The organism is Thalassotalea atypica, from assembly GCF_030295975.1.
In the GTDB taxonomy this organism is placed as follows: Bacteria; Pseudomonadota; Gammaproteobacteria; order Enterobacterales; family Alteromonadaceae; genus Thalassotalea_F; species Thalassotalea_F atypica.
In genome coordinates, this window is record NZ_AP027364.1 from 1,611,054 (window position 1) to 1,634,910 (window position 23,857).

Below are 23,857 nucleotides of genomic sequence, written 5' to 3' on the forward strand. Positions count from 1 at the left end.
CTTTTATTACGTCTAAAATGCCAAAGTTAGCATTCTAACTGGTGGTATTGATAGAATAGTTTTTCCAGTAGTAATGTGGCGGGCCCTACATTGTCCCGATCAGGGATCACTAAATGTAAAGGAATATGGCGTTCATCATAGTGCTTTATTTTGATTTTTCGGATTTCTTTGCGCGTCAGATAAGGCTTGGCAATTGACTCTGGTATCCAACAAAACCCTATATCTGTCGCCAAAATAGATAAGGCCTCATGAAAATTTGCAACTGTCCATCGCTGTTCTGCTTTTAGCCAACCCTGAGATCTTTTAGCTTTTCCTGTATCACTGATAACGATTTGCAGTGAATTTGCTAGCTGGTCTTGGCTAATTTCATCAGAACTTATTTCGGTATTGTTGATGCTTGTCACCGGGATCATTTTTACCGAGCATAACGTATTCGCGAGATGTCCTTTAGGTACTATATTCGTTATTGCAAGGTCGACGGTTTTTTCATTAATAGCCTCTTCGCTTCCGGAAATGACAGCGTCGATGATTTTTATGCGACTACCACGACTTTGTGGTAAAAATTGTTTAAGTATTTGATATAAAATTTCTTTTGGGTAGATTAATTCAACAGAGCAAGTGATTTCAGGTTCCCAGCCTTTGTTCAATGTGTCAGCTAGAGATTCAAGCGCTTCAACGTCTTGTAAAATTTGCCTCGCACGACGTAACATGGTTTCACCAGCATTGGTGAGAAAGGCCTTTCTTCCTTTGATCTCCAGTAATTGAATGCCCAGTTGTGTTTGCAATTTAGCGACGGCGTGATTTAGCGAAGACTGACTTTTGTTGAGTTTTTCGGCGGCTTTGGCATAACCGCCGTAATCTACTACAGATTGCAGTATGCGCCACTGTTCAAGCGTAGATTTGGCCCTGAATATTTTATCCATTATGTATTTGCTATAAAAATGGCACGTTGTGGAGCAGGGTAACCTTCAATGGTTTTTGTCTCATCGTTAGGGTCAAGGAAGTCGCTTAAGGATTCTGTATCAATCCAATCCGTCTTTCTTTGCTCTTCGACAGCTGTGATGTCAGTATTAACCATGCGAACGTTTTTAAAGCCACAACGTTCTAGCCAAGCACACATGGCCTCACCGCTTGGTAAAAACCAAACATTTCGCATTTTTGCGTAGCGCTCGCCAGGAACCAATACTGTATTTTCATCGCCGTTGACAATCAAAGTTTCGAGGACAAGCTCACCCCCTTTGTTCAGTTGAGATTTCAATTGGTATAAAAAATCTATCGGCGAACGGCGATGATATAACACGCCCATGGCAAAGACAGTATCAAATGCCTTTAATTCAGGTAGTTGCTCAACACCTAAAGGCAACAAGTTGACGTTGGTATCTTTAATGAAATGTTGTATGGCATTAAATTGCATAACAAACAACTGAGTGGGGTCGATACCTACAACAAATTTTGCCCCTTCACCGCGCATGCGCCATAAATGATAACCACTGCCACAACCGATATCTAAAACGTAGCGATCTTTTAAATCGCTGATGTGAGGGACTAATCGATCCCACTTAAAATCAGAACGCCATTCGGTATCTATATGCAAACCGTGAATATGGTACGGTCCCTTACGCCATGGTTTCAGTTTTTTGAGCAAGCTTTCAAGGCGTTTATATTCGCCTTCATTTATGTCTGAACGAATTCCAGCGGTCACTGAGTGACTTAAATCCAAAGTGCTTGGCGTGGTTTGCGGCAGTGCATCTAAGGTTTTCTGCCAATGCTTAAATTCGCCATGTAAGTGATTGCGTTGCCAGTCATCGAGTTGGCTGGGTAAGGTATTAAGCCAATGACTTAAACGATTAACCGCGATAGATTGATAAAACGTGTTAAATTGATTCATTTGATGGCCACAATAGATAAAAAGTTAAAGCATTGAAACCACTGCGTCATGTGGCTAAACCCTGCCTGCGTTAATCGCTCAAAGTGGGTTTCAAGCGGGTCAGGTTTCATAACATGTTCAAGGGCAGAGCGCTTTTGAGCAATTTCTAATTCGCTGTAGCCATTGGCTCGCTTAAAGTCATGATGCAAGTTAATGAGTAATTCGTTACAAGCAGGATCATCATGGGCTACTTTTTCTGATATAACGAGAATCCCGCCTGATTTAAGCCCTTTTGCTATCTTAGTTATCAACCCCTGACGTTCATTTTTGTCTATGAATTGTAAGGTGAAGTTTAGTACCACCATGGACGCATCTTCTATGTCAATGTCTTGGATATTTGCTTGCACGATATCGACCGGTGTATTGCCTTTAAATGCATTAATATGTGTCTTGCAGCGCTCAACCATAGCCGCTGAATTATCAACACCTATGATGTTGCAGTGATTTGCGGTTATTGCTCGGCGCATGGCCAATGTGGCCGCTCCAAGTGAACAACCTAAATCGTAGACTGTTGAATGGTCTGTAACATAGTGTTGACTTAAGCGCCCTATAGTGTCGATGATCGTATTGTAGCCCGGTACGGAGCGGCTGATCATATCAGGAAATACTTCCACAACTTGTGCGTCAAAAGTAAAGTCTTTGACTTGACCGTGTGGGTTTGAATAAATTAAATCGGTATCAGACGATGTCATAATCTATCTTTAGAAATGTATAATCATGGTAAATTACTGTGTATTTTAGCTGAACTGTTTGATCTTGATAAGATATTATTGCATAGCAACAAGAAACAAGGTGATAATGAACGATACTTATTTTAAATTCATACGCATTTTCATGTTTTATAGCAAAGGTTCTCTGTTTTATTTGTTAGTGTTAGTTAGCATTGTCTCTTATGCGCAAGAACCAGAGCTAGATACAAACACAGTAAATCAAACGCTGACCATAGCACTAAGCAATCAGAGCTTTCCTTATCATTTTCTCGATGACAATAATCGACCTGCGGGTATGTTGGTAGATTTCTGGCAACTGTGGGCTGAGAAGCAAAACGTCAGTATAAATTTTAAACACTATAATTGGCAGGATTCATTAGAGGCAGTAGAGCAAGGTCAAGTCGACTTTCATGCTGGTTTGATGCAAGTTGAAAGTCGAAAAGGCCGTTTTGCTTACAGCGAGTCAATATTCACACAAAACAGTTATATATACCTACATCGTGATATGCCGATGATAACATCAATAGATGAATTGTCGCCTTATGCCATTGGCGTTATCGAAGGTTCAAGCCAAGCTTTATCAATTATAGAAAAAAACAAAGCGATAAAATTAAGGGAGTTTACTGATCGTAATACACAATTCGATGCTGCTTTAGATAATCAAATCATGGCATTTGCCGCTTCAAATACATTAACTCAAGGTTATGAGCGCATTGATGCGATTCGTGAATTTTACCCCAAATATCGCCGACTTAAGTATTTTGAAGGCCAATACAGCACCGCAGTGAGCATTGGTAATAAGCACCTTCTCCAACTTATTAATGATGGCATCGCTAAAATCAGTCAAGAACAGAAAGACGCGATTTATCAGAAATGGACTCAGATGATTAGAAAATCAGATGCGCTGCAGCTGGTATTTACCTCAAATCTTTCACCCTATATGGGGGTTTCTCCTTCTGGTAGAGCACAAGGTCTATTTATTGATATATGGCGATTGTGGTCAGAAACCACGGGTATTGATGTTGAATTTGTACCAGAAACGATGTCGGGTTCTATAGAATTAGTGAAACAAGAAGAAGCCGATGTTCACTTGGCTTACCCTGAAAAGAATCCTTCAACAACAGGATTAAAGATTGCTTCCCATGTGTATACCTCTCACTCAAAAATATTTGTTGCTAAAGATGCTATGTCGGCTAATTCAATTGAAGGACTGTATGGCAAACGGGTTGGCTTATTTACGACGTCTCCTTATTTAACACAATTTAAAACTAGTTACCCGCAAATTACAGTGAGAGAATTTGCTTCACATGGTGAAATGATCTTGGCAATAGAAAAAGGTGAGATTGACGCCATTATTTCTGAAGTTGAAAACATGAACGTTAAATTGGTGAATGCCAATTTACAGTCGTCTTTTTTCATTCTGAATGATCCAGTATTCAACAATAATATGTATGGCTTGGTTAATCCTAACAATCCTCAATTGGCTAAAGTTATTTCTGATGGGTTCAAATTGTTACCTTTGGAAAAATTGAAAGATATCGAACAAAACTGGTTAACCCTGAAAGAGCATGGCTACTTTAACAAACAGGTGAAGAAGCTCAATTTAGATGCCGAAGAGTTTGATTTTTTAGCTAAATATCAGTCATTTACGGTTGGTATTGCTAATGACTGGGCACCTGTTGAATTTATAAATGAAAATGGACAGGCGGATGGTGTAAACGTTGACCTGATAAAGCTTCTTGCAGAACGGGCTGGCTTTGACGTAGAGTTTAAAGTCTATGAAAGTTATGCAAATTTATTTGACGCCTTTAATAATGAAGAAGTCGATATTATTGCGGGTCTTGCCGAAAACCAAGAACGTTTAAAAACTATTGCTTACAGCCAAAGTTATTGGGACATGCCTTGGGGAGTTTTGCATAGCCGCTTCTTAGCCACGCAGCAAAATATTAATCATTTTTATGGTAAGAGATTGGCGTTAGTTAAAGGCTATCAGTTAATCGGTGAAATCAGACTTGCCCACCCACAGATAAATATCACCGTTGTTGATTCTGTTGAACAAGGCCTTGCCGCAGTACAACAGGGGTTGGTTGATGGCTTCATCGATACTTTGCCTGTTTTGTCTGAATTAGCAAAGCGTGAGAATATAATCCCAATGGCAGTATCTTTAGTTGAAGAGATACCGATTGAGTCAAGCAAAATAGCAGTACTTAAAAAGAATAAGTTGTTAATCAACATCTTAAATAAGGCACTTTTAACCATTGACTCTCCAACAAAACAAGAGATTTTTGATAAGTGGTTTGACGTCAATATCAAAACTGGATTAGATAAACGTTTTGTCACCAAAGTTGCAGCTCAGTTTGGAGTGCTTATTTTCATTATTATTTTGGTGATAGCGATATGGAATAGAAAACTAAGACAAGAAATAAAACTTAGAAAAACACTTGAAGATAAAATGAAACACATGGCGACCCATGATGAATTGACTGGTGTAGCCAATAGAGTGCTATTGAAACAGCAGGTATCAAAAGCAATTTCCATGCATCAACGGCAACAGCTGAAATTAGCGCTATTGTTTATCGATCTTGATGGTTTCAAGAAAATCAATGATTCTTATGGCCATGACGCGGGAGATCAAGTTTTATTGCAAGTTGCGCGACGATTGGAACAATGCATTAGAAACTCCGACACAGTTTCTCGCTTTGGTGGCGATGAATTTGCCATTCTTATAACGGGACTCAATAGTAAGCAAGGGGCAGCTTATATTGCTGAGAAAATTATTAAGTCGATTTCTGAGCCCTTTGTTTTTAAGCAAGGCCAAGCCAATATTGGTTGTAGTATTGGGATAGCTGTGTATCCAGAAGATGGTACGGAAGAAAGTGAATTACTGAATATGGCGGATAATCTGATGTATCGCGTTAAAACAGCTGGTAAAAACAACTATGCAATGAGGTGACTTGGCGCACAAATAACAAAGTTTCTAAGGTGACATTGAGCGTATTTTCTATATAATGTCCGCAATTTTTATAGCTACTATTAGCTTGCGCTTAGGTTAGCTAGTCATTTCATAAGTTTCAGGATAACTCTACATGCGTAGTCTTTATTGTGGTGAGGTTAACGAATCTCACATTGGTCAAGAAATCACTTTATGTGGTTGGGTAAATCGTCGTCGTGATTTAGGAGCGGTAATTTTCTTAGATATGCGTGATCGCGAAGGTATCGTACAGGTTGTATACGATCCAGATTTACCTGAAGTACTTGCCAAGGCCAATACCTTACGTAATGAGTTTTGTGTACAAGTTAAAGGTAAAGTACGTGCTCGTCCAGAAGGGCAAGTAAATAAAGATATGGCCACGGGTGGCATTGAGGTTCTAGGTTTGGAACTGACAATTCTAAATAAGTCTGCGCCATTACCGCTGGATTCGAATCAAGAGAACTCAGAAGAGAATCGTTTAAAATACCGTTACTTAGATTTGCGTCGTCCAGAAATGACAGAGCGTTTGCGTTTTCGTGCACAAGTAACGTCTGCTGTTAGACAATCTTTAGAGTCTCAAGGCTTCCTTGATATTGAAACGCCAATTTTAACAGCAGCGACACCAGAAGGTGCTCGTGATTACTTGGTACCAAGTAGAACACATAAAGGTAGTTTCTTTGCTTTACCACAATCACCTCAGTTGTTTAAACAACTGCTGATGATGTCTGGCATGGAGCGTTATTACCAAATCGTTAAATGTTTCCGTGATGAAGATTTACGTGCTGATCGTCAGCCTGAATTTACGCAAATTGATATTGAAACGTCATTCTTAAGCGCTGATCAAGTGATGGCAATCACGGAGAAGATGATCCGTGAGTTATTCGTTAAGATGCTAGATGTCGATTTAGGCGAGTTCCCACGCATGACTTATCTAGAAGCAATGACACGTTTTGGCTCAGATAAGCCAGATTTACGAAATCCGTTAGAAATCGTCGACGTTGCTGATATTTTAAAAGATGTTGAGTTTAAAGTGTTCTCAGGTCCAGCAAATGACGAGAAAGGCCGTGTCGCGGTAGTTAAAGTACCTAACGGTAACAAGCTATCTCGTAAGAACATTGATGACTACACTAAATTTGTTGGCATATACGGCGCTAAAGGTATGCCGTGGATGAAAGTCAATGATATTGAAGCGGGCATGGAAGGATTACAGTCGCCAATTCTGAAATTCTTATCAGAAGATGCGGTTAATAGCTTATTGTCACGCGTTGATGCACAAACAGGCGATATAATTTTCTTTGGTTCAGACACATACAACGTGGTCACTGAAGCATTAGGCGCACTTCGTTTGAAACTTGGTGAAGACTTAGGTTTAACAACTGATGAGTGGAAACCTCTTTGGGTTGTTGACTTCCCAATGTTCGAAGAAGTTGATGGTCAATTCCACGCACTTCATCATCCATTTACGGCACCAAGCAACATGACACCAGAAGAGTTAGCAGCGAACCCCGCTGGCGCTTTGTCTGATGCCTATGACATGGTGTTAAATGGTTGTGAACTAGGTGGCGGCTCTGTGCGTATTTTCGATCAAGAAATGCAATCTACAGTGTTTAGACTACTTGGCATTAGCGACGAAGAAGCCCAAGAGAAATTTGGTTTCTTATTAGAAGCACTTCAATATGGGGCTCCACCGCATGCAGGTCTAGCGTTTGGATTAGATCGTATAGTAATGTTAATGACAGGCGCGACTTCTATTCGTGATGTTATGGCCTTCCCTAAAACAACGACTGCGGCGTGTCCATTGACTAATGCGCCAGGTAAAGCAAATCCAGCGCAACTTGCTGAGTTAAACATAGCCACAATCGCTAAAGAAGACGTCAAACAAGATTAATCGATTGAATCATTAAAAAAAGCGCGCCATTGGCGCGCTTTTTTTATATGGTAAGTGCAACATTACAGTGTTCAGGCATTGTTGAACTTTAATGCAGTCTCTGCTGCAAATTGAAAGAACAACAATCCCTAGTGGAAAATAGAGTGAAAATTAAATTTTGAGTATTATTTTAGGCATTGACCCAGGATCTCGTTACACGGGATATGGTGTCATCGAGCAGCAAGGACGAAAGTTTAATTACTTAGGCAGTGGCTGCATTAAAGCAATTTCATCAGGAAATGATTTGGCCTCAAGGTTACAGACTATTTTTGCTGGTGTTTCTGAGCTCATTATTCAATTTAAACCTGATATGTTTGCCATCGAACAAGTGTTTATGGCTTCCAACCCTGATTCTGCATTGAAACTTGGTCAAGCGCGCGGTGCTGCCATTGTTGCAGCCACTAATTCAGGGTTAGATATTGCAGAATATTCTGCGAGGCAAATTAAGCAATCTGTTGTAGGTACCGGTGCTGCGGATAAAACCCAAGTACAGCATATGGTTAAATCGATACTTAAACTCCCTGGAACACCTCAAGCCGATGCTGCCGATGCGCTTGCCGTTGCCTTGTGTCACGCCCATAGTCACACCTCGTTAAGTAAGTTATCCGGACAGGCTGTAAAAACTGTACGAGGTCGTCTTCGTTAATCGTAATCTACCCATGTTATCTATTTACTGTATAAATATATAGTGATAAGCTTTGCGAAAATACTTTAATGGAACATTGCTGTGATTGGTCGTTTACGTGGCATTTTAATTGAAAAACAAGCACCTGATATTGTTATCGAATGTCAGGGTATTGGTTATGAGGTGACTGTGCCAATGACGAGTATGTATGCCTTACCAGAATTAAATGAAGAAGCGGTTATATATACTCATTTTATTGTTCGTGAAGACGCACAATTGCTATATGGCTTTGCGAATAAAGTAGAGCGTAAACTGTTTCGATTATTGATCAAAGCAAGCGGAGTGGGCCCCAAATTGGCGTTAGCGATATTATCGGGTATGTCAGCTGAGCAGTTTGTCAGTTGTGTTGCACACGATGATGTGACGACAATTGTCAAAATCCCCGGTGTCGGTAAAAAAACCGCTGAGCGTTTATTGATTGAAATGCGTGATCGTATTAAAGATTGGCATGTCGACGTGCCTTCAACTACTAGCAACGCTACTCCATTAGAAATTAATTTAACGCAGTCGATGATGTCAAGTGCCAAAGGTGATGCGTTAAATGCGCTTGTTTCATTGGGCTATAGCCAAGGGCAAGCGGACAAAGCAATTAAAGCAATATATAGTAATGACAAAAGTAGTGAAGATCTTATTCGCGATGCGTTAAAGTCAATGTTGTAATTGGTATAATTAACGCTAAGTTTTAGCGTATTTCAAATCCACTGTATAAAGAAGTAAATAAATGATAGAAGCTGATCGATTGATCCAACCGGTAGAAACAATAGAAGATGAAGGTGTTGATCGCGCTATTCGTCCCAAACTATTGGCTGATTATACCGGACAAGATCACGTTAAAGCACAAATGGAAATATTTATTCCTGCCGCTAAAAAACGTGGTGAGCCATTAGATCATTTGTTGATTTTCGGTCCTCCAGGCCTTGGAAAGACAACGCTAGCTAATATCGTCGCTAATGAAATGGGCGTAAGTATTCGCACTACCTCAGGGCCAGTATTAGAAAAAGCCGGCGACTTGGCAGCACTGTTGACCAACCTAGAAGAAAATGATGTGCTATTTATTGATGAAATACATCGTCTTAGCCCTGTGGTTGAAGAAGTGCTTTATCCTGCTATGGAAGATTACCAACTAGACATTATGATTGGAGAAGGGCCAGCAGCGCGTTCCATTAAGCTTGATTTACCGCCATTTACATTAATCGGTGCAACCACACGTGCAGGGGCTTTGACATCGCCACTTCGAGATCGTTTTGGCATTGTGCAACGATTGGAGTTTTACAATAACAAAGATTTAACAGATATTGTTTCTCGATCAGCCCATTTTCTTAATTTAGCTATCGATGAACAAGGCGCGTTTGAAGTTGCTTGTCGCTCTCGAGGCACACCGCGGATAGCAAATCGCCTGTTAAGACGTGTTCGCGATTACGCTGATATTAAAACACAAGGTCAAGTGTCTAAAGGCACAGCAGGCAAAGCGCTTGATATGTTGGAAGTTGATACGGAAGGTTTTGATATTATGGATAGAAAATTGCTACTCGCCATTATCGAAAAATTCATGGGCGGACCTGTTGGCCTTGACAATTTAGCCGCAGCAATTGGTGAAGAAAGAGAAACCATTGAAGATGTACTTGAGCCATTCTTGATTCAGCAAGGCTTTTTGCAAAGAACCCCAAGAGGGCGTATTGCTACAGACAGAGCTTACGCTCATTTTGACCTATCTAAACCAGGATAATTCACTCCATTTGTTAGCCTGTTATTGATGAATGAGTGAATGAATCTTTTTTAATTCAGTTTTTCTTTCGTTAAGACAGGTTAATGAAATAGTCTCTATAATTGCTTTTCTTTGATACATATTTAATTGATGTCAGTAGCACTAAATTCTAGGCAAAAAAAAGCCCGCATATTTGATGCGGGCCAACTTAATAAAGTTGATAGAAGGAAGTTTTAAAATTCCAGGAAACATGTCAGAGAGAAGAGATAGAAAACTATCTTTTCAAAATATCTGGGCTTGTGACATAGCAATCACAGCGCTAGCTCAGAAAGTAATTGTATTTTAAAGAGGTTGTGCCAGTTACTCAAACTAAAAAAATTTCGTTTTCGCATAAAAAAAACTAATGCGAAGTTGTTTTTATAATTTGAATGTTGGATGGATATTCATTGTAGCCTCATATCTTACGGTAAGCTGGAATAAATATTCAAATTATATGCATAACATCAGGTTATTAATTCTTCTTGTTGATGTGAACAATTTTGACTCGCTAGGACAAAACAAAAAAAAATATTTGATATATATTTGTAAACTTGTGTCTCTAACGCTTGAGTGCGTTAGCTAAACTCATTAAGATAAGGCAATCAAAGACACATGCACCCATTTTGAACCGTTCTTCATGCCATTGACTACTCATCAGCTTTCCATTCGGGTTTATTATGAAGACACAGATGCTGGCGGTATTGTCTATTACGCTAATTACTTAAAGTATTCAGAAAGAGCTCGAACAGAATGGTTGCGTTCTTTAGATATCAATCAATCTAACTTTTTAGAACATTCACTAGGTTTTGTGGTCAGAAAGGTTGAAATGGACAATATTGCATCGGCAAAACTCGATGATTTGATCACGGTTTCTTCTCAAATCCTTGAATTAAAAAAAGCTAGCATAGTCTTTAATCAAATTATAACAAATCAACATCATCAGGAATTGTGTCGAGTCAAAGTGAAGGTTGCTTGTGTCGACTTTGCTAGAAGTAGGCCATGTGCTATTCCATCGACCATATTAGGAGCGTTAAAAAGTGTCAGCTGAGATTTCATTTATCGATTTATTTTTGGAAGCAAGTTTATTAGTAAAATCAGTAATGCTAATTTTGTTAGGTTTTTCAATAGCCTGTTGGACTATGATTTTTCAACGCCAAAAAGCTTTAAAAGATGCTGCCTCTCAATTAAAAAACTTTGAAGATAAGTTTTGGAGCGGTGCTGACTTAACAAAACTATACAATGAAATTTCTGCGCGCCAGTTTGTGCAAGGGATCGAAAGCTTATTTGTTGCTGGCTTTAAAGAGTTTGCTCGATTAAGAAAAAGCAATATTCAGTCGCCTCAAATTATTGTAGAAGGCACACATCGGGCAATGCGTGTCGCGTTATCCAGAGAAGTCGATAGTTTAGAAACACATTTACCTTTCATGGCAACTGTGGGTTCAATTAGTCCTTATATTGGTTTATTTGGGACAGTCTGGGGAATCATGAATTCATTCATCGCCTTAGGTGCGGTTCAACAGGCTACGCTAGCTATGGTAGCTCCTGGTATTGCAGAAGCGCTAATTGCTACAGCGATGGGGCTTTTTGCGGCTATTCCTGCGGTAATGGCATTTAACCGTTTTAGTCACCAAGTTGAAAAGCTAGAGAATAGCTATGCCAACTTTATGGAAGAGTTTTCAAGCATATTGCAACGCCAAGCAACGGCAGAATAGTGAAAGGCGATAGTTAATATGTATAACCGAGTAAGACGACGCAAAGTCGCTGAAATAAACGTTGTACCCTACATTGATGTTATGTTGGTACTGTTGATTATCTTCATGGTAACGGCACCACTGATCACGCAAGGGGTGAAAGTTGAATTGCCAAAAGCCGAATCAGAGCCTTTATCAGAAGATTCTAAGCCTCCGCTGGTTGCCTCTGTTGACGCTGACGGTAAGTATTATATTTCTGAAGGAACAGGCAAGAATAAATTAGTCACCGGTGAGCAGCTTGAAATTGAAGTAGCTGCCGCATTAATGCTTGACCCTGAAAAACCAGTGGTAGTTAACGGGGATGGTGCTGTTTCTTATGACGCTGTCGTACAACTGATGGTGTTACTTCAAAAAGCGGGTGTACCGTCTGTCGGTTTAATGACTGATTCTCCGGAGCAATAGATAGGTGAAAACGAAGTACGGACTGCCGATCGCCTTAAGTTTGCTGATTCATGTTGCGTTGGCAATGGTTTTACTGTTTGGTGACTTTAGTATGACGCCAAAACCTAAGCCAACGCCTGTTGCGGTAAGTCAGCCCATCAAAGCCGTTGCTGTTAACAAAAGTGCTGTTGAACAGCATGTCAAAAAACTGAAAAAACAAAAAGCAGATGCAGAAGCCGCTGAGAAAAAGCGTATTCGCGATTTGGAAAAGCGGGCAGAAGCGGCACGTAAGAAACGCGCTGATGAAGAACAAAGAATAAAGAATTTAGAAAAGCAACGTAAGAAAAAAGAGAATGAGAAAAAGCTCGCTGATGATAAAGCTAAAAAAGCGAGAGAAAGAGCCAATGCTGCGGAAAAACTTCGCAAGCAAAAAGAAACAGAGCGCAAAAATGCCGAGCAAGCAGCTGCCAAAGCAAAAGCGAAACGCTTAAAAGAAGAGGCTGAAGCTAAAAAAGCAGAAGAGCGCAGAAAGAAAAAAGAAGCTGAGCGTAAACGAAAAGCGGCGGAGAAAAAACGCAAAGAAAAAGAAGCGAAAGAGCGTGCAGAGCAAGAGCGATTATTAGCACAACAAATGGAGCAAGAAATGGCTTCGCGTCAACAAGCTCGTCAGCAACAAATGGTCAGCGAGATTAACCGATTTACAGCGCTCATTACGCAAACAATTCAGCGTTATTTAATTACTGATCAGGCAACGATGGAAGGAAAGTCTTGTAAATTGACTATAAGTCTTGCACCATCGGGTTTTGTCACGAACGTGAAAACGGGCCAAGGTGCTGCTGTAGTATGTAACGCGGCTAAAAATGCGGTGTTAAAGGCGCAAACATTACCTGTATCGAAAGATCCTGAAGTGTTTAAAGAAATGCGTACGATTAGTTTAACGGTTGTACCTGAATTTTAGAGTATAGAAAAACAATGATAACAAGAGAGATTGTCAACTTGATCAAATCGAAGTCCCTATTGATGGTATTTTTACTGTCACTATTTTCTTTTAGAGCATTTGCTACCCTTGAGATTGTAATTACTGAAGGGGTTGACGGTGCGCGTCCAATAGCTGTGCTACCGTTTAAATGGCAGGGCATGAGCCCATTACCTGAGAATATTTCTCGTGTGATCAGCGATGATTTACTGCGTAGTGGTAAGTTTAGCCCTATTGACGCCTCACGATTTCCACAAATTCCGTCAAAAGCTAATGAAATAGATTATGCGGCATGGGCCGCTGAAGGTGTTGAAGCGGTAGTTATCGGCGAAGTAACTGAAACGTCAATTGGTCGATACCAAGTATCCTACCAATTGGTTGACGTTATTCGTGGCCAAATAACTGGTGGTCAATCGCAGATGTTAAGCGGTGGTAAACTGGTTAATACAACAGACCATATTCTTGAAGAAAGCCAAGCCGAAATTGGTAGTGAACAATTTCGACGTTACGCACATCGTATTAGTAATGTTGTTTATGAACGGTTAACGGGTGCTCAAGGCGCATTTTTAACAAAAATCTCATATATTATTGTCCGAGATCAAGGAGATTTCCCTTATCAATTAGTGATCGCAGACTACGATGGTTACAATGAACATACTTTGTTGAGTTCGAAAGAGCCATTAATGTCACCAACATGGCACCCAAATGGAAGCCAACTGGCTTATGTGACATTCGAAAACAGACAGGCACAAATTTATACTATTGATATTTATACAGGAAAACGTACATTAGTAAGTTCGTATAAAGGCATAAATGGTGCGCCGCGTTGGTCGCCTGATGGAAAAACATTGGCGATGGTGCTGTCTAAAGACGGTAACCCAGAGGTCTATACCATGGACTTAGCAACTAAAAAATTAAGAAGAATTACACGTCATCGTGCAATAGATACTGAACCAAGCTGGTCTCCTGATGGTAAATCTCTTGTTTTTAGTTCAGAACGGGGTGGAAAAGCACAGCTTTATCGCGTAAATTTAGTCGATGGGAAAATAAGAAGGCTTACTTTTGATGGTGAAATGAACCTGGGTGGCTCAATTACTCCAGATGGCCGTCAACTGGTCATGGTTAACAGAACCCGTGGTCGTTACCATTTAGCCAAACAAGAATTAGGTTCAAATGTGTTTCAGGTATTAACTAAAACACGTTTAGACGAATCGCCAAGTATTGCACCTAACGGTGGTATGATCATATACAGTACTTTGCACAATAATAGACAGGTACTGAGTTTAGTGTCAGTAGATGGTCGTTTTAAAGCGCGTTTACCTGCTTTAAACGGTCAAGTGAAGTCACCAGCTTGGTCACCGTTTTTATAAAAATAACTAGTTAATTCAAATTACATGAATAAGGAAAAAATAAAATGCGCTTAAACAAAATAGTTAAAAGCCTAGCTATTGCATTACCTTTACTTACTTTAGGCGCTTGTAGCTCAAGCTCTGATACTGACGCTCAAAGCCAAGTAGACACAAACAGCACTCAAACTGTAGAACAAGCACAAGATAACGTTCAAGTTACAGCAGCACAACGTGCCGCTGAAATTGAAGAACAAAAGCGCCAAGAGATGGAACGCCTTCGTGGTGAGCACATCGTACATTTCGATTTTGACGTTTCAACAGTTAATAGCACATACGCAACTATTTTAGATGCACATGCGAAATTCCTTAATGAAAATACAGATGTAAATGTATTAATTGAAGGTCACGCTGATGAACGTGGCACGCCAGAGTACAACATTGCATTAGGCGAGCGTCGTGCAAAAGCCGTTCAAACTTATTTAGAAAACATGGGTGTATCTTCTTCACAACTTAGCGTAGTTAGCTACGGTGAAGAAAAGCCAATGGTTAAAGACCGCACAGAATCTGCGTTCGCTAAAAACCGTCGCGCTGTTTTAGTTTACTAATACAAGGCTGTCGATGAAACTCAATAAGATTATTATTGGGCTTGCCATAGTAGTCGGTACACCTATTGTACTGGCTACAGAGCCTGCGCCCGTTATAGATGTGAGTTCTCAGCCTGTTGGCGGAGTTTCCGGACAACTCGCGAGCTTAGAACGAAAATTAGATGCACGTAACCGTGCGCAGGTAAATATTCAACGCCAACTTGATGAATTGCAAAATGAAGTCAATGAACTTCGTGGTGTCACTGAGTTGCATAGTCATCAATTGGGCCAAGTGCTTGAACGTCAACGAGAACTATATCAAGAGCTCGATCGACGTGTATCGCAAGCATTAAAACCAGCCAATCAAGTACCTTCAACATTAGCTGCGCCAACAGGCGTAGCAGGGGCGCCTGCAACAGTTTATAGCGCCAATTTAACTGAAAATGAAGCGTATGATCGTGCTGTAAATATGGTGCTTAAAGAAAAGCAGTATGACAAGGCTATTCCTGAATTTAGAGCATTCAATGAGAAGTTCCCTAATTCTACCTATGCAGCTAATGCGCATTATTGGTTAGGACAGCTTTTATTTAATAAAAACGCCTTAGATGAAGCTGGTACAGAATTTAATATTGTTGTTGAACAATATAAAGATTCAAATAAAAGACCTGATGCCATGCTAAAGTTAGGATTGGTTGCTCAAAAGCAAGGACAGAAGGGTAAAGCGGTTGCTATCTATCAGCAATTGATCAGCGAGTACCCCTCGTCAACACCTGCCCAGCTTGCTCAACCTAGGTTATCTAGCTTACAACAATAAACTGCCGATAACTTGTTCTGTTTGCTTTGTATTTGAGCAAACAGAACATAAACTCAAAAAAAATATAAATTTGTTGTTGCACTAAAAATTTATATGAGTATTATATGCGGCGCGTGACCGAGAGGTCACAAGATTACAAGTTACCGGTCGTTAGCTCAGTTGGTAGAGCAGTTGGCTTTTAACCAATTTGTCGAAGGTTCAAATCCTTCACGACCGACCACTTTCTTACCAATATTGTGGCGGAGCTTGTAACAAACAATTAGATTCGGTCGTTAGCTCAGTTGGTAGAGCAGTTGGCTTTTAACCAATTTGTCGAAGGTTCAAATCCTTCACGACCGACCACTTTTTTTAAGTGGCCATCTTTTTGTATCAAATCTATATTCGGTCGTTAGCTCAGTTGGTAGAGCAGTTGGCTTTTAACCAATTTGTCGAAGGTTCAAATCCTTCACGACCGACCACTTTTTTTAAGTGGCCATCTATTTGTATAAAATCTATATTCGGTCGTTAGCTCAGTTGGTAGAGCAGTTGGCTTTTAACCAATTTGTCGAAGGTTCAAATCCTTCACGACCGACCAACTTCTCAAGCATGTCATTATGTCCATATTTTACATTTTACATTTCACATTGATCAGTTTTTAGAACCTGAGAAGAAGGTTCACAAAATTGTCAGGAACAATATTGAAGGTGCAAGGCACCGCCCGCAGGGTGAAGTACAGGATGTACGGAATAAATCCTTCACGACCGACCACTTTCTAATAAAAATTCTAACAGCTACCTAAAAACTTCTTTAATTTCATCGCTCTTTAACTGCTTTGATATAAGCCTTTGTGCATATACACATTCGAAAATGTTTAGCGTATAATTGCGTCCCAGTTTTTAGCAAAGTTGCTCCAGAGTTTTACATGTCGCAATCGAATTTAGCCGTAGATATTGATTTTCAATTTCCAGCCAAGCCTCTGCCTCTATCTGATTCAGAAAAGCACGAATACAAGAACAGTATCAAACAGCTTCTTAAAGAAAAAAATGCCGTACTAATTGCTCATTATTACACTGATCCTGAAATTCAAGCACTGGCTGAAGAAACCGGGGGCTGTGTTGCCGATTCATTGGAAATGGCAAGGTTTGGCAATGAGCATGATGCTGATACTTTGATCATCGCTGGTGTTAAGTTTATGGGTGAAACGGCCAAAGTACTAACCCCGACTAAAAACGTAGTAATGCCGACACTCGATGCGACTTGTTCACTCGATCTTGGCTGCCCAATTGAAGAGTTCGATGCATTTTGTAATCAACACCCTGATCGTACGGTTGTTGTCTATGCCAATACCTCTCCTGAAGTGAAGGCGCGAGCAGACTGGATCGTGACTTCTTCTTGTGCACTTGAAATTGTTGAGCATTTGGATGAACGTGGTGAAAAAATTATCTGGGGCCCAGATCGTCATTTAGGCAACTATATTCAAAAACAAACTGGCGCTGATATGTTGATGTGGCAGGGGGCGTGTATTGTACACGATGAATTTAAAACTAAAGCGCTAAGCGACATGAAAGCAATGCACACAGATGCAGCCGTACTTGTGCACCCTGAATCTCCCGCTGAAATTATCGAATTGGCAGATGCTGTTGGCTCAACCAGTCAACTGATTAAAGCAGCGCAGAATTTACCTAACCAAAAATTCATCGTAGCCACCGATCGTGGTATTTTCTATAAAATGCAGCAGCTGTGCCCTGAAAAAGAATTTTTCGAAGCACCAACCGCCGGAGAAGGCGCTACGTGTAGAAGCTGCGCACATTGTCCTTGGATGGCAATGAATGGACTACAAGCAATTGAAGAAGCGCTAATAAACCCATCAGGTAAAGAGGTATTTGTAGATATGGATATTAGGGAAGGTGCCCTTAAATCTACGAATAAGATGTTGGACTTTGCTGCTAATATCCTTAACAACTGATTGCAAATGCCGACTATTTAGTCAATTAGCGCTAAAAGCGCAGTTTGTCATTGATTAACTGCGTTAAATTACCTAACATAGCGCCGCTTAAAGAAAATCTTCTTAAAGTTCTCAAGGTGGCGTGTCCGAGTGGGGCGTTATCAAATTGAAAAAGCGCTGCTTTTTCAAGTAACGGCAGACATTCATGGACGAATGGATTGGGTGCCGATCATCAGGGATGTGTTTACTGCCCGATGAAACTATTTCAAATTTAAGGTGACGTGTCCGAGTGGCTGAAGGAGCACGCCTGGAAAGTGTGTAAAGGGCAACCTTTCGAGAGTTCGAATCTCTCCGTCACCGCCATTCTCTCTTCTCCTAACTTCCATTAAAGTCTTGGTGTCTTTATTTTTCCTATGTTTTACAGAAACTTGGTGTCTATCTAAGTCCATTAGTGTTTTACTCCATCCAAAACTTTTAGTAACATTCGTAGTAACACTGGCAGGCGTTAAACATAGCCAGTGTTACTAAAAATAAGGTTTTTGCGTTGGCTGGTTTTTGGTTAAAATGCGGAGCTCTTTATTTTTATTGGGCTTGAACTGGTGTTACTACGCTTTTTTTAGCAGTTTTCCAGTGTTACTAAAACATAAGTTTTCCATGATGGTGTTACTATGGCTAGAAGAACAACCCCGTTAACTAATACAGAAGTAAAACAGGCAAAACCTAAAGAAAAAGAATATAACCTGGCTGATGGTGATGGATTACAACTCAGGGTAAAACCAAGCGGCTCTAAACTTTGGCTATTTAATTACACTAGGCCTTTCATTAAAAAACGGGCGAATATTAGTTTTGGTTCTTATCCAGCGGTTTCTTTAGCTAACGCAAGAGAGAAGCGCAAAGAAGCCCATGAGTTACTTGCTCAGGATATAGACCCGAAAGAGCACCGTTTAGAAATACATAATCAGCAAAAAGGCTTGTTAGAAAATACATTAAAATTTGTCGCTGTAGATTGGTTTGATATAAAGAAAAGTTCTATTAAGCCAGACTATGCTAAAGACATATGGCGCTCTTTAGAAATTCATGTATTTCCACCTTTAGGAAAATATCCTATCTCCAAACTAACTGCTCCAATTGCCATAGATGCACTTAAAAAAGTTGCTGCTGCGGGGAATTTGGAAACAGTAAGGCGATTGGCTCAGCGGTTAAATGAAATCATGACTTTTTCTGTTAATACAGGCTTAGTTCATGCAAACCCGTTAAGTGGTATTAATGCTGCATTTGAAAAGCCTAAACGTAAGCATATGGCGACAATTAAACCCGACGAGTTGCCTGAGTTCATGCAGACTTTGAATGCAGCTAACCTTGTTGTAGTTACACGAGCATTAATAGAATTTCAGTTGCATACCATGACTCGTTCAAATGAATCAGCAAAGGCGTGTTGGAACGAGTTTGATCTAGAGAATGGTTTATGGGTTATTCCTGGCTCTCGCATGAAAATGGGGAGAGAGCACATCATTCCATTATCGCCGCAAGTTCAAAACATACTGAAAGTGCTGGAGCAACATAGAAGGCCTTATACTGACTTTGTATTTCCATCACGTAACAACCCTAAAAAGCATGTTAATACAGAAACTGTCAATAAAACGCTAAGGCGGATTGGTTACCAAGATAGGTTGGTCGCCCATGGTTTTAGAGCGTTGGCTAGCACAACCTTAAATGAGCAAGAATTTAACCCTGATGTAATTGAAGCTGCATTAGCACACGTGGACAAAAATGAAGTGCGTAAGGCTTATAACAGAGCAGAATATCTTGAAAAGAGAAAAGTAATGATGTGCTGGTGGTCAAATCATATTGAAGAAAGTTCAACTGGCAATATGAGCGTGATAAGTAACATTAAACATCTGAAAGCTATTTAAATTATTTAGCAATCGATTGTACTTTACTATTTGACATTGATTGATTTACTGTTATCGTACGATCGTAGATCTTATTGGACACCACAGAATAGAGGAACGGCAAGAGCCGACTAAATTATACTAAATTGGTAACTAGAGGGATAAACAAGATTATTTTAATTGATAATCTTGGCGCTAATTCCGATGCATCGTTCATGTCAATTTTTGACGGTGAGCACTTTTCTCTATGGTCAAATTCTAAGAAACAAAAATTCAAACAACAACTCCTTCAGGAATTGTATAGCCTCCTATGCTGGGCGATCATTTTCCTTAACTTACTTCAAATACAGATTAATTCTCAGACTAGAGTTTATTTACTTTGGGTCGCTCGATATCCGATTCGAGTAACATATGTATATGTTTTAAAAGTAATGAATTTTAGACATTCTAACCAAAACATTCCTGCCAATTTTTAATTCGATTATTCATTAGTTAAACACACAAAATATTACTATTAACTGAATTTGTTAAGGGGTTTCTATACCCCCAGGAATACTTATGAAATTTATTCGTCTACCACAAGTAAAAACAAAAACAGGCCTAAGCCGAAGCAGCATTTACGCAATGATGTCGCAAAAAACGTTTCCGCAAAATATTAAGCTTGGCGCCCGTGCCGTAGCTTGGAATGAGTGTGAAATTGACCAATGGTTAACAGCAAAAATGGAACAGTCTCAGTAGTGGTTGAATAGCGGGAATGATTATTAAGGCTATCATTCCCGCTTTTAATACAAGTTACAGAGCCCTTATTTCTATTCACCTTTATATAAATATTGTCGAGAATAAATTAATGACAAACTGTCCACAAAATAAAACGAAAATTGATCACATTTCTATTGAGTTTAAAACCGAAGAACAAGCTGACTTTGATTATAAAAAACTTGTAATCATTGATTATTTAAAAACAGTTGGTATTAGACTTAGCAATGCTACACCACGCTATATGAATAAATTTGATAGCGGTTTTTTGCTTTACTCTTCATTCCCTGAGTTTGAAAAAAAGCCTAAAGGCAGTATTAAATACTTTAAAAACAAGATTATTAAACTTGAACTAAGTGGCTCGCAGTGCACGATAATTGAACTTCATAAAAGTGGTTTCTATAGACTTTTTGAGTTAAGCAATAAACTTGTAGGCGTCATAAGGCGACTTGATATTTGTTACGATGATTTTACTGGAAAGTACAGTGTTAGACGTGTAGAGAAAGATTACAGTAATAAATTATATAAACCGGCATCTGGAAAAACACCTTTACCAGATACCAAAGGTAAGGGAGCTAATAAGACATGGTATTTGGGCTCTTTTAGTTCAGCTAAATACTTAAGAGTCTATCCAAAATATATAGAGCAAAAAATAGCAGAGCACGATAGTCGTTATGGAAAATGGTTTCGCCATGAAGTTGTTTTAAAAAACCAAGGTGTAATATTTATACCAAATGAAGCGATGCTCAATCCTGACGAATATTTTCTAGGTGCTTACCCTAAAGCACATAGAAAGCTTATAAAAAATGTTCAGCCAAGAAATTGTCAACGAGAAGCTGCAAATAGAGTTGCTGATTCATTATTTCCTAAATATAGAAATATGAGAAAACAATATGGTCGAACTGCAAGTGTCTTGTCTAAAGTGCTACAAGATGATGAATTGTTATTTCAAGGAATAAAAAGGGGTGGTATACCTGAAAGGGTGAAGCTTCCAGATATAGTCGATTTTGATTTGGTAAAAATATCATTAACCAATTTAATAAGAAATGATATTGAAGTACGAGGCTCTCACAATGACCTATAGAACAGTTGAGCTCTTGATATCAAACAAAATGATTTTTGAAAATCAAAAAAATAAACGGATATTTCAATTAAAGGATAGTAGCCAACCGTTTTATTATCGTTATCACAGCTCACGTAAAAGCGGTACATTTTACTTGGTCAAACGAGTCCAAGGCAAAAATCGATGGGTGAAGTTGGGGAGTTATCCCGAAATATCAACAACTACCGCGAGAAAAGCTCTAGATATAGCACTAGAGCGAATGATGCTAACTGCCCAACAAGGGCACTTTGTTGAAGCATCCTTTAATGCTAATAATACGGTGGCAGATATTTTGTGCTGGTATTTAAATAGATGCTTAGCAAATAATAATTTATCGATACATTCGAGAAAAGGAATTCGCTCAGTCATTGAAAGTCATTTACTAGAGAGAATAGGTGAGGTGCCCGTAAAACGGCTATCTAGGAGTGTACTTGATCAACAGTTATGCTGGCCACTATTGCAAACTCATAAACCTTCAACAGTAAAACAAGTTTTTCAGGTGCTAAAACGTGCGTTCAAAACAGCTAATGGTGTCGGGGTGATTATTGAGAATCCCTTGCAATCACTAACTTATAAAGATTTTTCTAGTCAACAAGCGAAAGCGAAACTAGCAAGACTCACATTGGTTGATTTGCCAAAGGTCTTTAAACAGATTATCAATGAAAAACCTATGCAACAAAGTTTAGTTTTATTAATGCTCTTTTATGGCACAAGGGTCGGAGAAACCAGTCAGGCAAGATGGAGTGATTTTGATAAACGGCATAATCAATGGCGAATTCCAGCTGAGCATACCAAAACAGGGCAAAATCTTCGCTTGCCTATAACACCGTTAGTGTGGCAGTTACTAAAATACCATAAACAACAGTTACCGTTAAAATATCAACGAAGTCCGTTTTTATTTCCAAAGAAAAAGGATGTTCAACAGGCTGTGACTGCCCAATATGCATCGCAAAAAGTCTCTGTACTGGCTGGTAGGAAATGGAGTGCTCATGATCTTAGAAAACTTGCACGTACAGCTTGGCTCGAACTCGGTGTTGATTATGTTATTGGTGAGTTTTTACTAAATCACCAGTTGCGCCAAGTCGACCAAGCCTACATTCAAACCTTTGCCAATGAGAAGTGTCTGCAAGCCATAACTCTTTGGCATCAATATTTGCTAGATCATGGTTTGGCTGAATTTGAGTGTGGAAGATCAGTGTTAGATTTGAAACTGAATATTGCAAGTTAAACTGTTTAATTTCAATTGCTTGTAACTAGTTGATGAAACTTGTTGTAAAGAATACTCTATTTAGGACCTCTTTTGCCAAGGATTGGCTTTTAAATTCTGTTTATCTGGTATGCGATTCCCATTCAAAAATGGTTGTAATCATGCAAAAGCATAATTTAAATGTGTAATTTGAGGTTAACACTATGCACAGAATAATATTCTGTCATCCTCTCTAGAGCTAATAAATTCAAGTTACCCTTTAATTAATGTAGGTTGTATGAAACTTTCAATAAAGACAATTTATGCAAGTGAAAATTCGCTAGAGAGTTGCTTGTTCATAACTGTTTAGAATTAAATTTTACTTTGAGGTATTTGAAGTATTACAAAGGGGTAAACTGATATGTATTGGTTAAATAATTTTATTAACTACTTTAAAAGTAACCGAAATAATGAAACTGATAATAAAATGTCAATTCGAGATATACGAATGAAAAATATGCCAATATCTACAGTAGGACATTTGTTGTCTAGTGGCTCTCATACTGACTGTATCGGACCAGGTATCATGATCATCAAACAAACACATTCTGCAGTAGAAAAAGGACGGGCTATTCGTATTCGAAAAAACCATCCTGCATATTTTGATAAATGATAAATGATAAATTTAAACTTTCTTTCGAAGAAGTTTACTACAGCTGCGCGCAATTTGCGCACACAAAAACCTTTAAATACAATTGGTTGAAATTATTTTTGATTTTCTCTACTATTTTGGTATTAACTTCATAATCAGTTTAGTAGGAAAAAAATGTCACGTTACAAGGCTTATGCGTTAATAGATCCTAGAGATAGTTATGTTTTCTATATTGGACACTCATTAAACAGTCCAGATGTTATTTTGCAGGAGCATTTAAATAATAAAAGTGAATTGCGCTCAATTAATAATAGAGTTAGCGATATCCAGAAATCGACTAACAAGATATTAGGGATAGTTATGTTACAGGGTATCGATTCAATCTAAGTCTTTAATTAAAATTCTATACAATCATTGAACTCTGATTTTCTCACATCAAGCCATTCAAACTTAGGCTTTTTTAGAAGTTGTTTTCAATACCTCTTATCCATTTTCTATCAACTAAGTAACAATTAATAAACTCCTG

Annotated in this window: 21 protein-coding genes and 5 tRNA genes; 23 read left to right on the forward strand and 3 right to left on the reverse strand. The window is 39.1% G+C overall.

Annotated features, from left to right (window positions below):
• Positions 1 to 26: 26 nt before the first annotated feature.
• Genes QUE03_RS07465 through cmoA form a run of 3 tightly spaced genes read right to left on the reverse strand, consistent with a single transcriptional unit; the run spans position 27 to position 2,619 of the window.
• Complete coding sequence (locus tag QUE03_RS07465) at positions 27 to 923, reverse strand: LysR family transcriptional regulator (RefSeq protein WP_350227411.1); 897 nt, start codon at positions 921 to 923, stop codon at positions 27 to 29.
• A complete protein-coding gene (cmoB, locus tag QUE03_RS07470; protein WP_286266703.1) occupies positions 923 to 1,888 on the reverse strand; it encodes a tRNA 5-methoxyuridine(34)/uridine 5-oxyacetic acid(34) synthase CmoB in 966 nt (321 codons plus the stop codon). The genes QUE03_RS07465 and cmoB overlap by 1 nt, the downstream gene beginning before the upstream one ends.
• Positions 1,885 to 2,619: a carboxy-S-adenosyl-L-methionine synthase CmoA gene (gene cmoA, locus QUE03_RS07475; protein ID WP_286266705.1), complete on the reverse strand. Its 735-nt coding sequence runs from the start codon at positions 2,617 to 2,619 to the stop codon at positions 1,885 to 1,887. Before cmoA ends, cmoB begins: the two co-directional genes overlap by 4 nt.
• A gap of 106 nt (positions 2,620 to 2,725) precedes the next feature.
• On the opposite strand from cmoA, the gene QUE03_RS07480 reads away from it, so the two are divergent.
• The 23 genes from QUE03_RS07480 (at position 2,726) to QUE03_RS07590 (ending at position 23,352) form a co-directional block, all read left to right on the forward strand.
• Positions 2,726 to 5,590, forward strand: coding sequence for a transporter substrate-binding domain-containing protein (locus QUE03_RS07480; RefSeq protein WP_286266707.1), 2,865 nt, complete (start codon positions 2,726 to 2,728; stop codon positions 5,588 to 5,590).
• Positions 5,591 to 5,723: 133 nt separating this feature from the next.
• Positions 5,724 to 7,496 carry an aspartate--tRNA ligase gene (aspS, locus tag QUE03_RS07485; RefSeq protein ID WP_286266709.1) on the forward strand — a complete coding sequence of 591 codons (1,773 nt, stop codon included), beginning with the start codon at positions 5,724 to 5,726 and terminating at the stop codon, positions 7,494 to 7,496.
• Between the two features lie 157 nt (positions 7,497 to 7,653).
• On the forward strand, positions 7,654 to 8,181 hold the full coding sequence (gene ruvC, locus QUE03_RS07490; protein WP_286266710.1) for a crossover junction endodeoxyribonuclease RuvC: 528 nt from the start codon (positions 7,654 to 7,656) through the stop codon (positions 8,179 to 8,181).
• An 81-nt stretch (positions 8,182 to 8,262) separates the two neighbouring features.
• Complete coding sequence (gene ruvA, locus QUE03_RS07495) at positions 8,263 to 8,880, forward strand: Holliday junction branch migration protein RuvA (protein ID WP_286266712.1); 618 nt, start codon at positions 8,263 to 8,265, stop codon at positions 8,878 to 8,880.
• A 61-nt stretch (positions 8,881 to 8,941) separates the two neighbouring features.
• Complete coding sequence (ruvB, locus tag QUE03_RS07500; RefSeq protein ID WP_286266714.1) at positions 8,942 to 9,946, forward strand: Holliday junction branch migration DNA helicase RuvB; 1,005 nt, start codon at positions 8,942 to 8,944, stop codon at positions 9,944 to 9,946.
• Between the two features lie 655 nt (positions 9,947 to 10,601).
• On the forward strand, positions 10,602 to 11,012 hold the full coding sequence (gene ybgC, locus QUE03_RS07505) for a tol-pal system-associated acyl-CoA thioesterase (RefSeq protein ID WP_286266716.1): 411 nt from the start codon (positions 10,602 to 10,604) through the stop codon (positions 11,010 to 11,012).
• Positions 11,002 to 11,676: a protein TolQ gene (gene tolQ, locus QUE03_RS07510; RefSeq protein WP_286266718.1), complete on the forward strand. Its 675-nt coding sequence runs from the start codon at positions 11,002 to 11,004 to the stop codon at positions 11,674 to 11,676. Before ybgC ends, tolQ begins: the two co-directional genes overlap by 11 nt.
• A gap of 18 nt (positions 11,677 to 11,694) precedes the next feature.
• Positions 11,695 to 12,117, forward strand: coding sequence for a protein TolR (tolR, locus tag QUE03_RS07515; RefSeq protein WP_286266722.1), 423 nt, complete (start codon positions 11,695 to 11,697; stop codon positions 12,115 to 12,117).
• Positions 12,118 to 12,121: 4 nt separating this feature from the next.
• A complete protein-coding gene (gene tolA, locus QUE03_RS07520) occupies positions 12,122 to 13,054 on the forward strand; it encodes a cell envelope integrity protein TolA (protein WP_286266723.1) in 933 nt (310 codons plus the stop codon).
• Positions 13,055 to 13,092: 38 nt separating this feature from the next.
• A complete protein-coding gene (tolB, locus tag QUE03_RS07525; RefSeq protein WP_434020161.1) occupies positions 13,093 to 14,442 on the forward strand; it encodes a Tol-Pal system beta propeller repeat protein TolB in 1,350 nt (449 codons plus the stop codon).
• A 44-nt stretch (positions 14,443 to 14,486) separates the two neighbouring features.
• On the forward strand, positions 14,487 to 15,026 hold the full coding sequence (pal, locus tag QUE03_RS07530; RefSeq protein ID WP_286266725.1) for a peptidoglycan-associated lipoprotein Pal: 540 nt from the start codon (positions 14,487 to 14,489) through the stop codon (positions 15,024 to 15,026).
• Between the two features lie 13 nt (positions 15,027 to 15,039).
• Positions 15,040 to 15,819 (forward strand): tol-pal system protein YbgF, encoded by a 780-nt coding sequence (gene ybgF / locus QUE03_RS07535; protein WP_286266727.1) that lies wholly within the window; start codon positions 15,040 to 15,042, stop codon positions 15,817 to 15,819.
• 144 nt (positions 15,820 to 15,963) lie between these two features.
• Positions 15,964 to 16,039, forward strand: a tRNA-Lys gene (locus tag QUE03_RS07540).
• A 46-nt stretch (positions 16,040 to 16,085) separates the two neighbouring features.
• A tRNA-Lys gene (locus QUE03_RS07545) sits at positions 16,086 to 16,161 on the forward strand.
• A gap of 40 nt (positions 16,162 to 16,201) precedes the next feature.
• A tRNA-Lys gene (locus tag QUE03_RS07550) sits at positions 16,202 to 16,277 on the forward strand.
• 40 nt (positions 16,278 to 16,317) lie between these two features.
• Positions 16,318 to 16,393 (forward strand) — tRNA-Lys (locus QUE03_RS07555).
• Positions 16,394 to 16,720: 327 nt separating this feature from the next.
• The gene (gene nadA, locus QUE03_RS07560; protein WP_286266729.1) at positions 16,721 to 17,764 is read left to right on the forward strand and encodes a quinolinate synthase NadA; all 1,044 of its coding nucleotides are present in this window, start codon (positions 16,721 to 16,723) and stop codon (positions 17,762 to 17,764) included.
• Positions 17,765 to 18,018: 254 nt separating this feature from the next.
• A tRNA-Ser gene (locus tag QUE03_RS07565) sits at positions 18,019 to 18,106 on the forward strand.
• A gap of 305 nt (positions 18,107 to 18,411) precedes the next feature.
• Positions 18,412 to 19,656, forward strand: coding sequence for an integrase domain-containing protein (locus QUE03_RS07570; RefSeq protein WP_286266730.1), 1,245 nt, complete (start codon positions 18,412 to 18,414; stop codon positions 19,654 to 19,656).
• A gap of 537 nt (positions 19,657 to 20,193) precedes the next feature.
• Positions 20,194 to 20,373: an AlpA family transcriptional regulator gene (locus QUE03_RS07575; RefSeq protein WP_286266732.1), complete on the forward strand. Its 180-nt coding sequence runs from the start codon at positions 20,194 to 20,196 to the stop codon at positions 20,371 to 20,373.
• A gap of 16 nt (positions 20,374 to 20,389) precedes the next feature.
• Positions 20,390 to 21,475, forward strand: coding sequence for a replication initiation factor domain-containing protein (locus tag QUE03_RS07580; protein ID WP_286266734.1), 1,086 nt, complete (start codon positions 20,390 to 20,392; stop codon positions 21,473 to 21,475).
• The gene (locus QUE03_RS07585; RefSeq protein ID WP_286266736.1) at positions 21,465 to 22,721 is read left to right on the forward strand and encodes a tyrosine-type recombinase/integrase; all 1,257 of its coding nucleotides are present in this window, start codon (positions 21,465 to 21,467) and stop codon (positions 22,719 to 22,721) included. The genes QUE03_RS07580 and QUE03_RS07585 overlap by 11 nt, the downstream gene beginning before the upstream one ends.
• A gap of 475 nt (positions 22,722 to 23,196) precedes the next feature.
• Entirely contained in the window at positions 23,197 to 23,352 is a 156-nt protein-coding gene (locus QUE03_RS07590; RefSeq protein ID WP_286266738.1) for a hypothetical protein, read from the forward strand.
• The last annotated feature ends 505 nt before the right edge of the window (positions 23,353 to 23,857 follow it).

Bases quoted from the DNA above. Each gene is read 5' to 3' on its own strand.
- QUE03_RS07590 (WP_286266738.1), top strand. From the start codon at position 23,197: ATGCCAATATCTACAGTAGGACATTTGTTGTCTAGTGGCTCTCATACT.
- ybgC (WP_286266716.1), top strand. From the start codon at position 10,602: ATGCCATTGACTACTCATCAGCTTTCCATTCGGGTTTATTATGAAGAC.
- QUE03_RS07465 (WP_350227411.1), bottom strand. From the start codon at position 923: ATGGATAAAATATTCAGGGCCAAATCTACGCTTGAACAGTGGCGCATA.
- ybgF (WP_286266727.1), top strand. From the start codon at position 15,040: ATGAAACTCAATAAGATTATTATTGGGCTTGCCATAGTAGTCGGTACA.
- QUE03_RS07580 (WP_286266734.1), top strand. From the start codon at position 20,390: ATGATTATTAAGGCTATCATTCCCGCTTTTAATACAAGTTACAGAGCC.
- QUE03_RS07480 (WP_286266707.1), top strand. From the start codon at position 2,726: ATGAACGATACTTATTTTAAATTCATACGCATTTTCATGTTTTATAGC.
- nadA (WP_286266729.1), top strand. From the start codon at position 16,721: ATGTCGCAATCGAATTTAGCCGTAGATATTGATTTTCAATTTCCAGCC.
- QUE03_RS07575 (WP_286266732.1), top strand. From the start codon at position 20,194: ATGAAATTTATTCGTCTACCACAAGTAAAAACAAAAACAGGCCTAAGC.
- tolR (WP_286266722.1), top strand. From the start codon at position 11,695: ATGTATAACCGAGTAAGACGACGCAAAGTCGCTGAAATAAACGTTGTA.
- QUE03_RS07570 (WP_286266730.1), top strand. From the start codon at position 18,412: ATGGCTAGAAGAACAACCCCGTTAACTAATACAGAAGTAAAACAGGCA.
- cmoB (WP_286266703.1), bottom strand. From the start codon at position 1,888: ATGAATCAATTTAACACGTTTTATCAATCTATCGCGGTTAATCGTTTA.
- pal (WP_286266725.1), top strand. From the start codon at position 14,487: ATGCGCTTAAACAAAATAGTTAAAAGCCTAGCTATTGCATTACCTTTA.
- ruvB (WP_286266714.1), top strand. From the start codon at position 8,942: ATGATAGAAGCTGATCGATTGATCCAACCGGTAGAAACAATAGAAGAT.
- cmoA (WP_286266705.1), bottom strand. From the start codon at position 2,619: ATGACATCGTCTGATACCGATTTAATTTATTCAAACCCACACGGTCAA.
- aspS (WP_286266709.1), top strand. From the start codon at position 5,724: ATGCGTAGTCTTTATTGTGGTGAGGTTAACGAATCTCACATTGGTCAA.
- QUE03_RS07585 (WP_286266736.1), top strand. From the start codon at position 21,465: ATGACCTATAGAACAGTTGAGCTCTTGATATCAAACAAAATGATTTTT.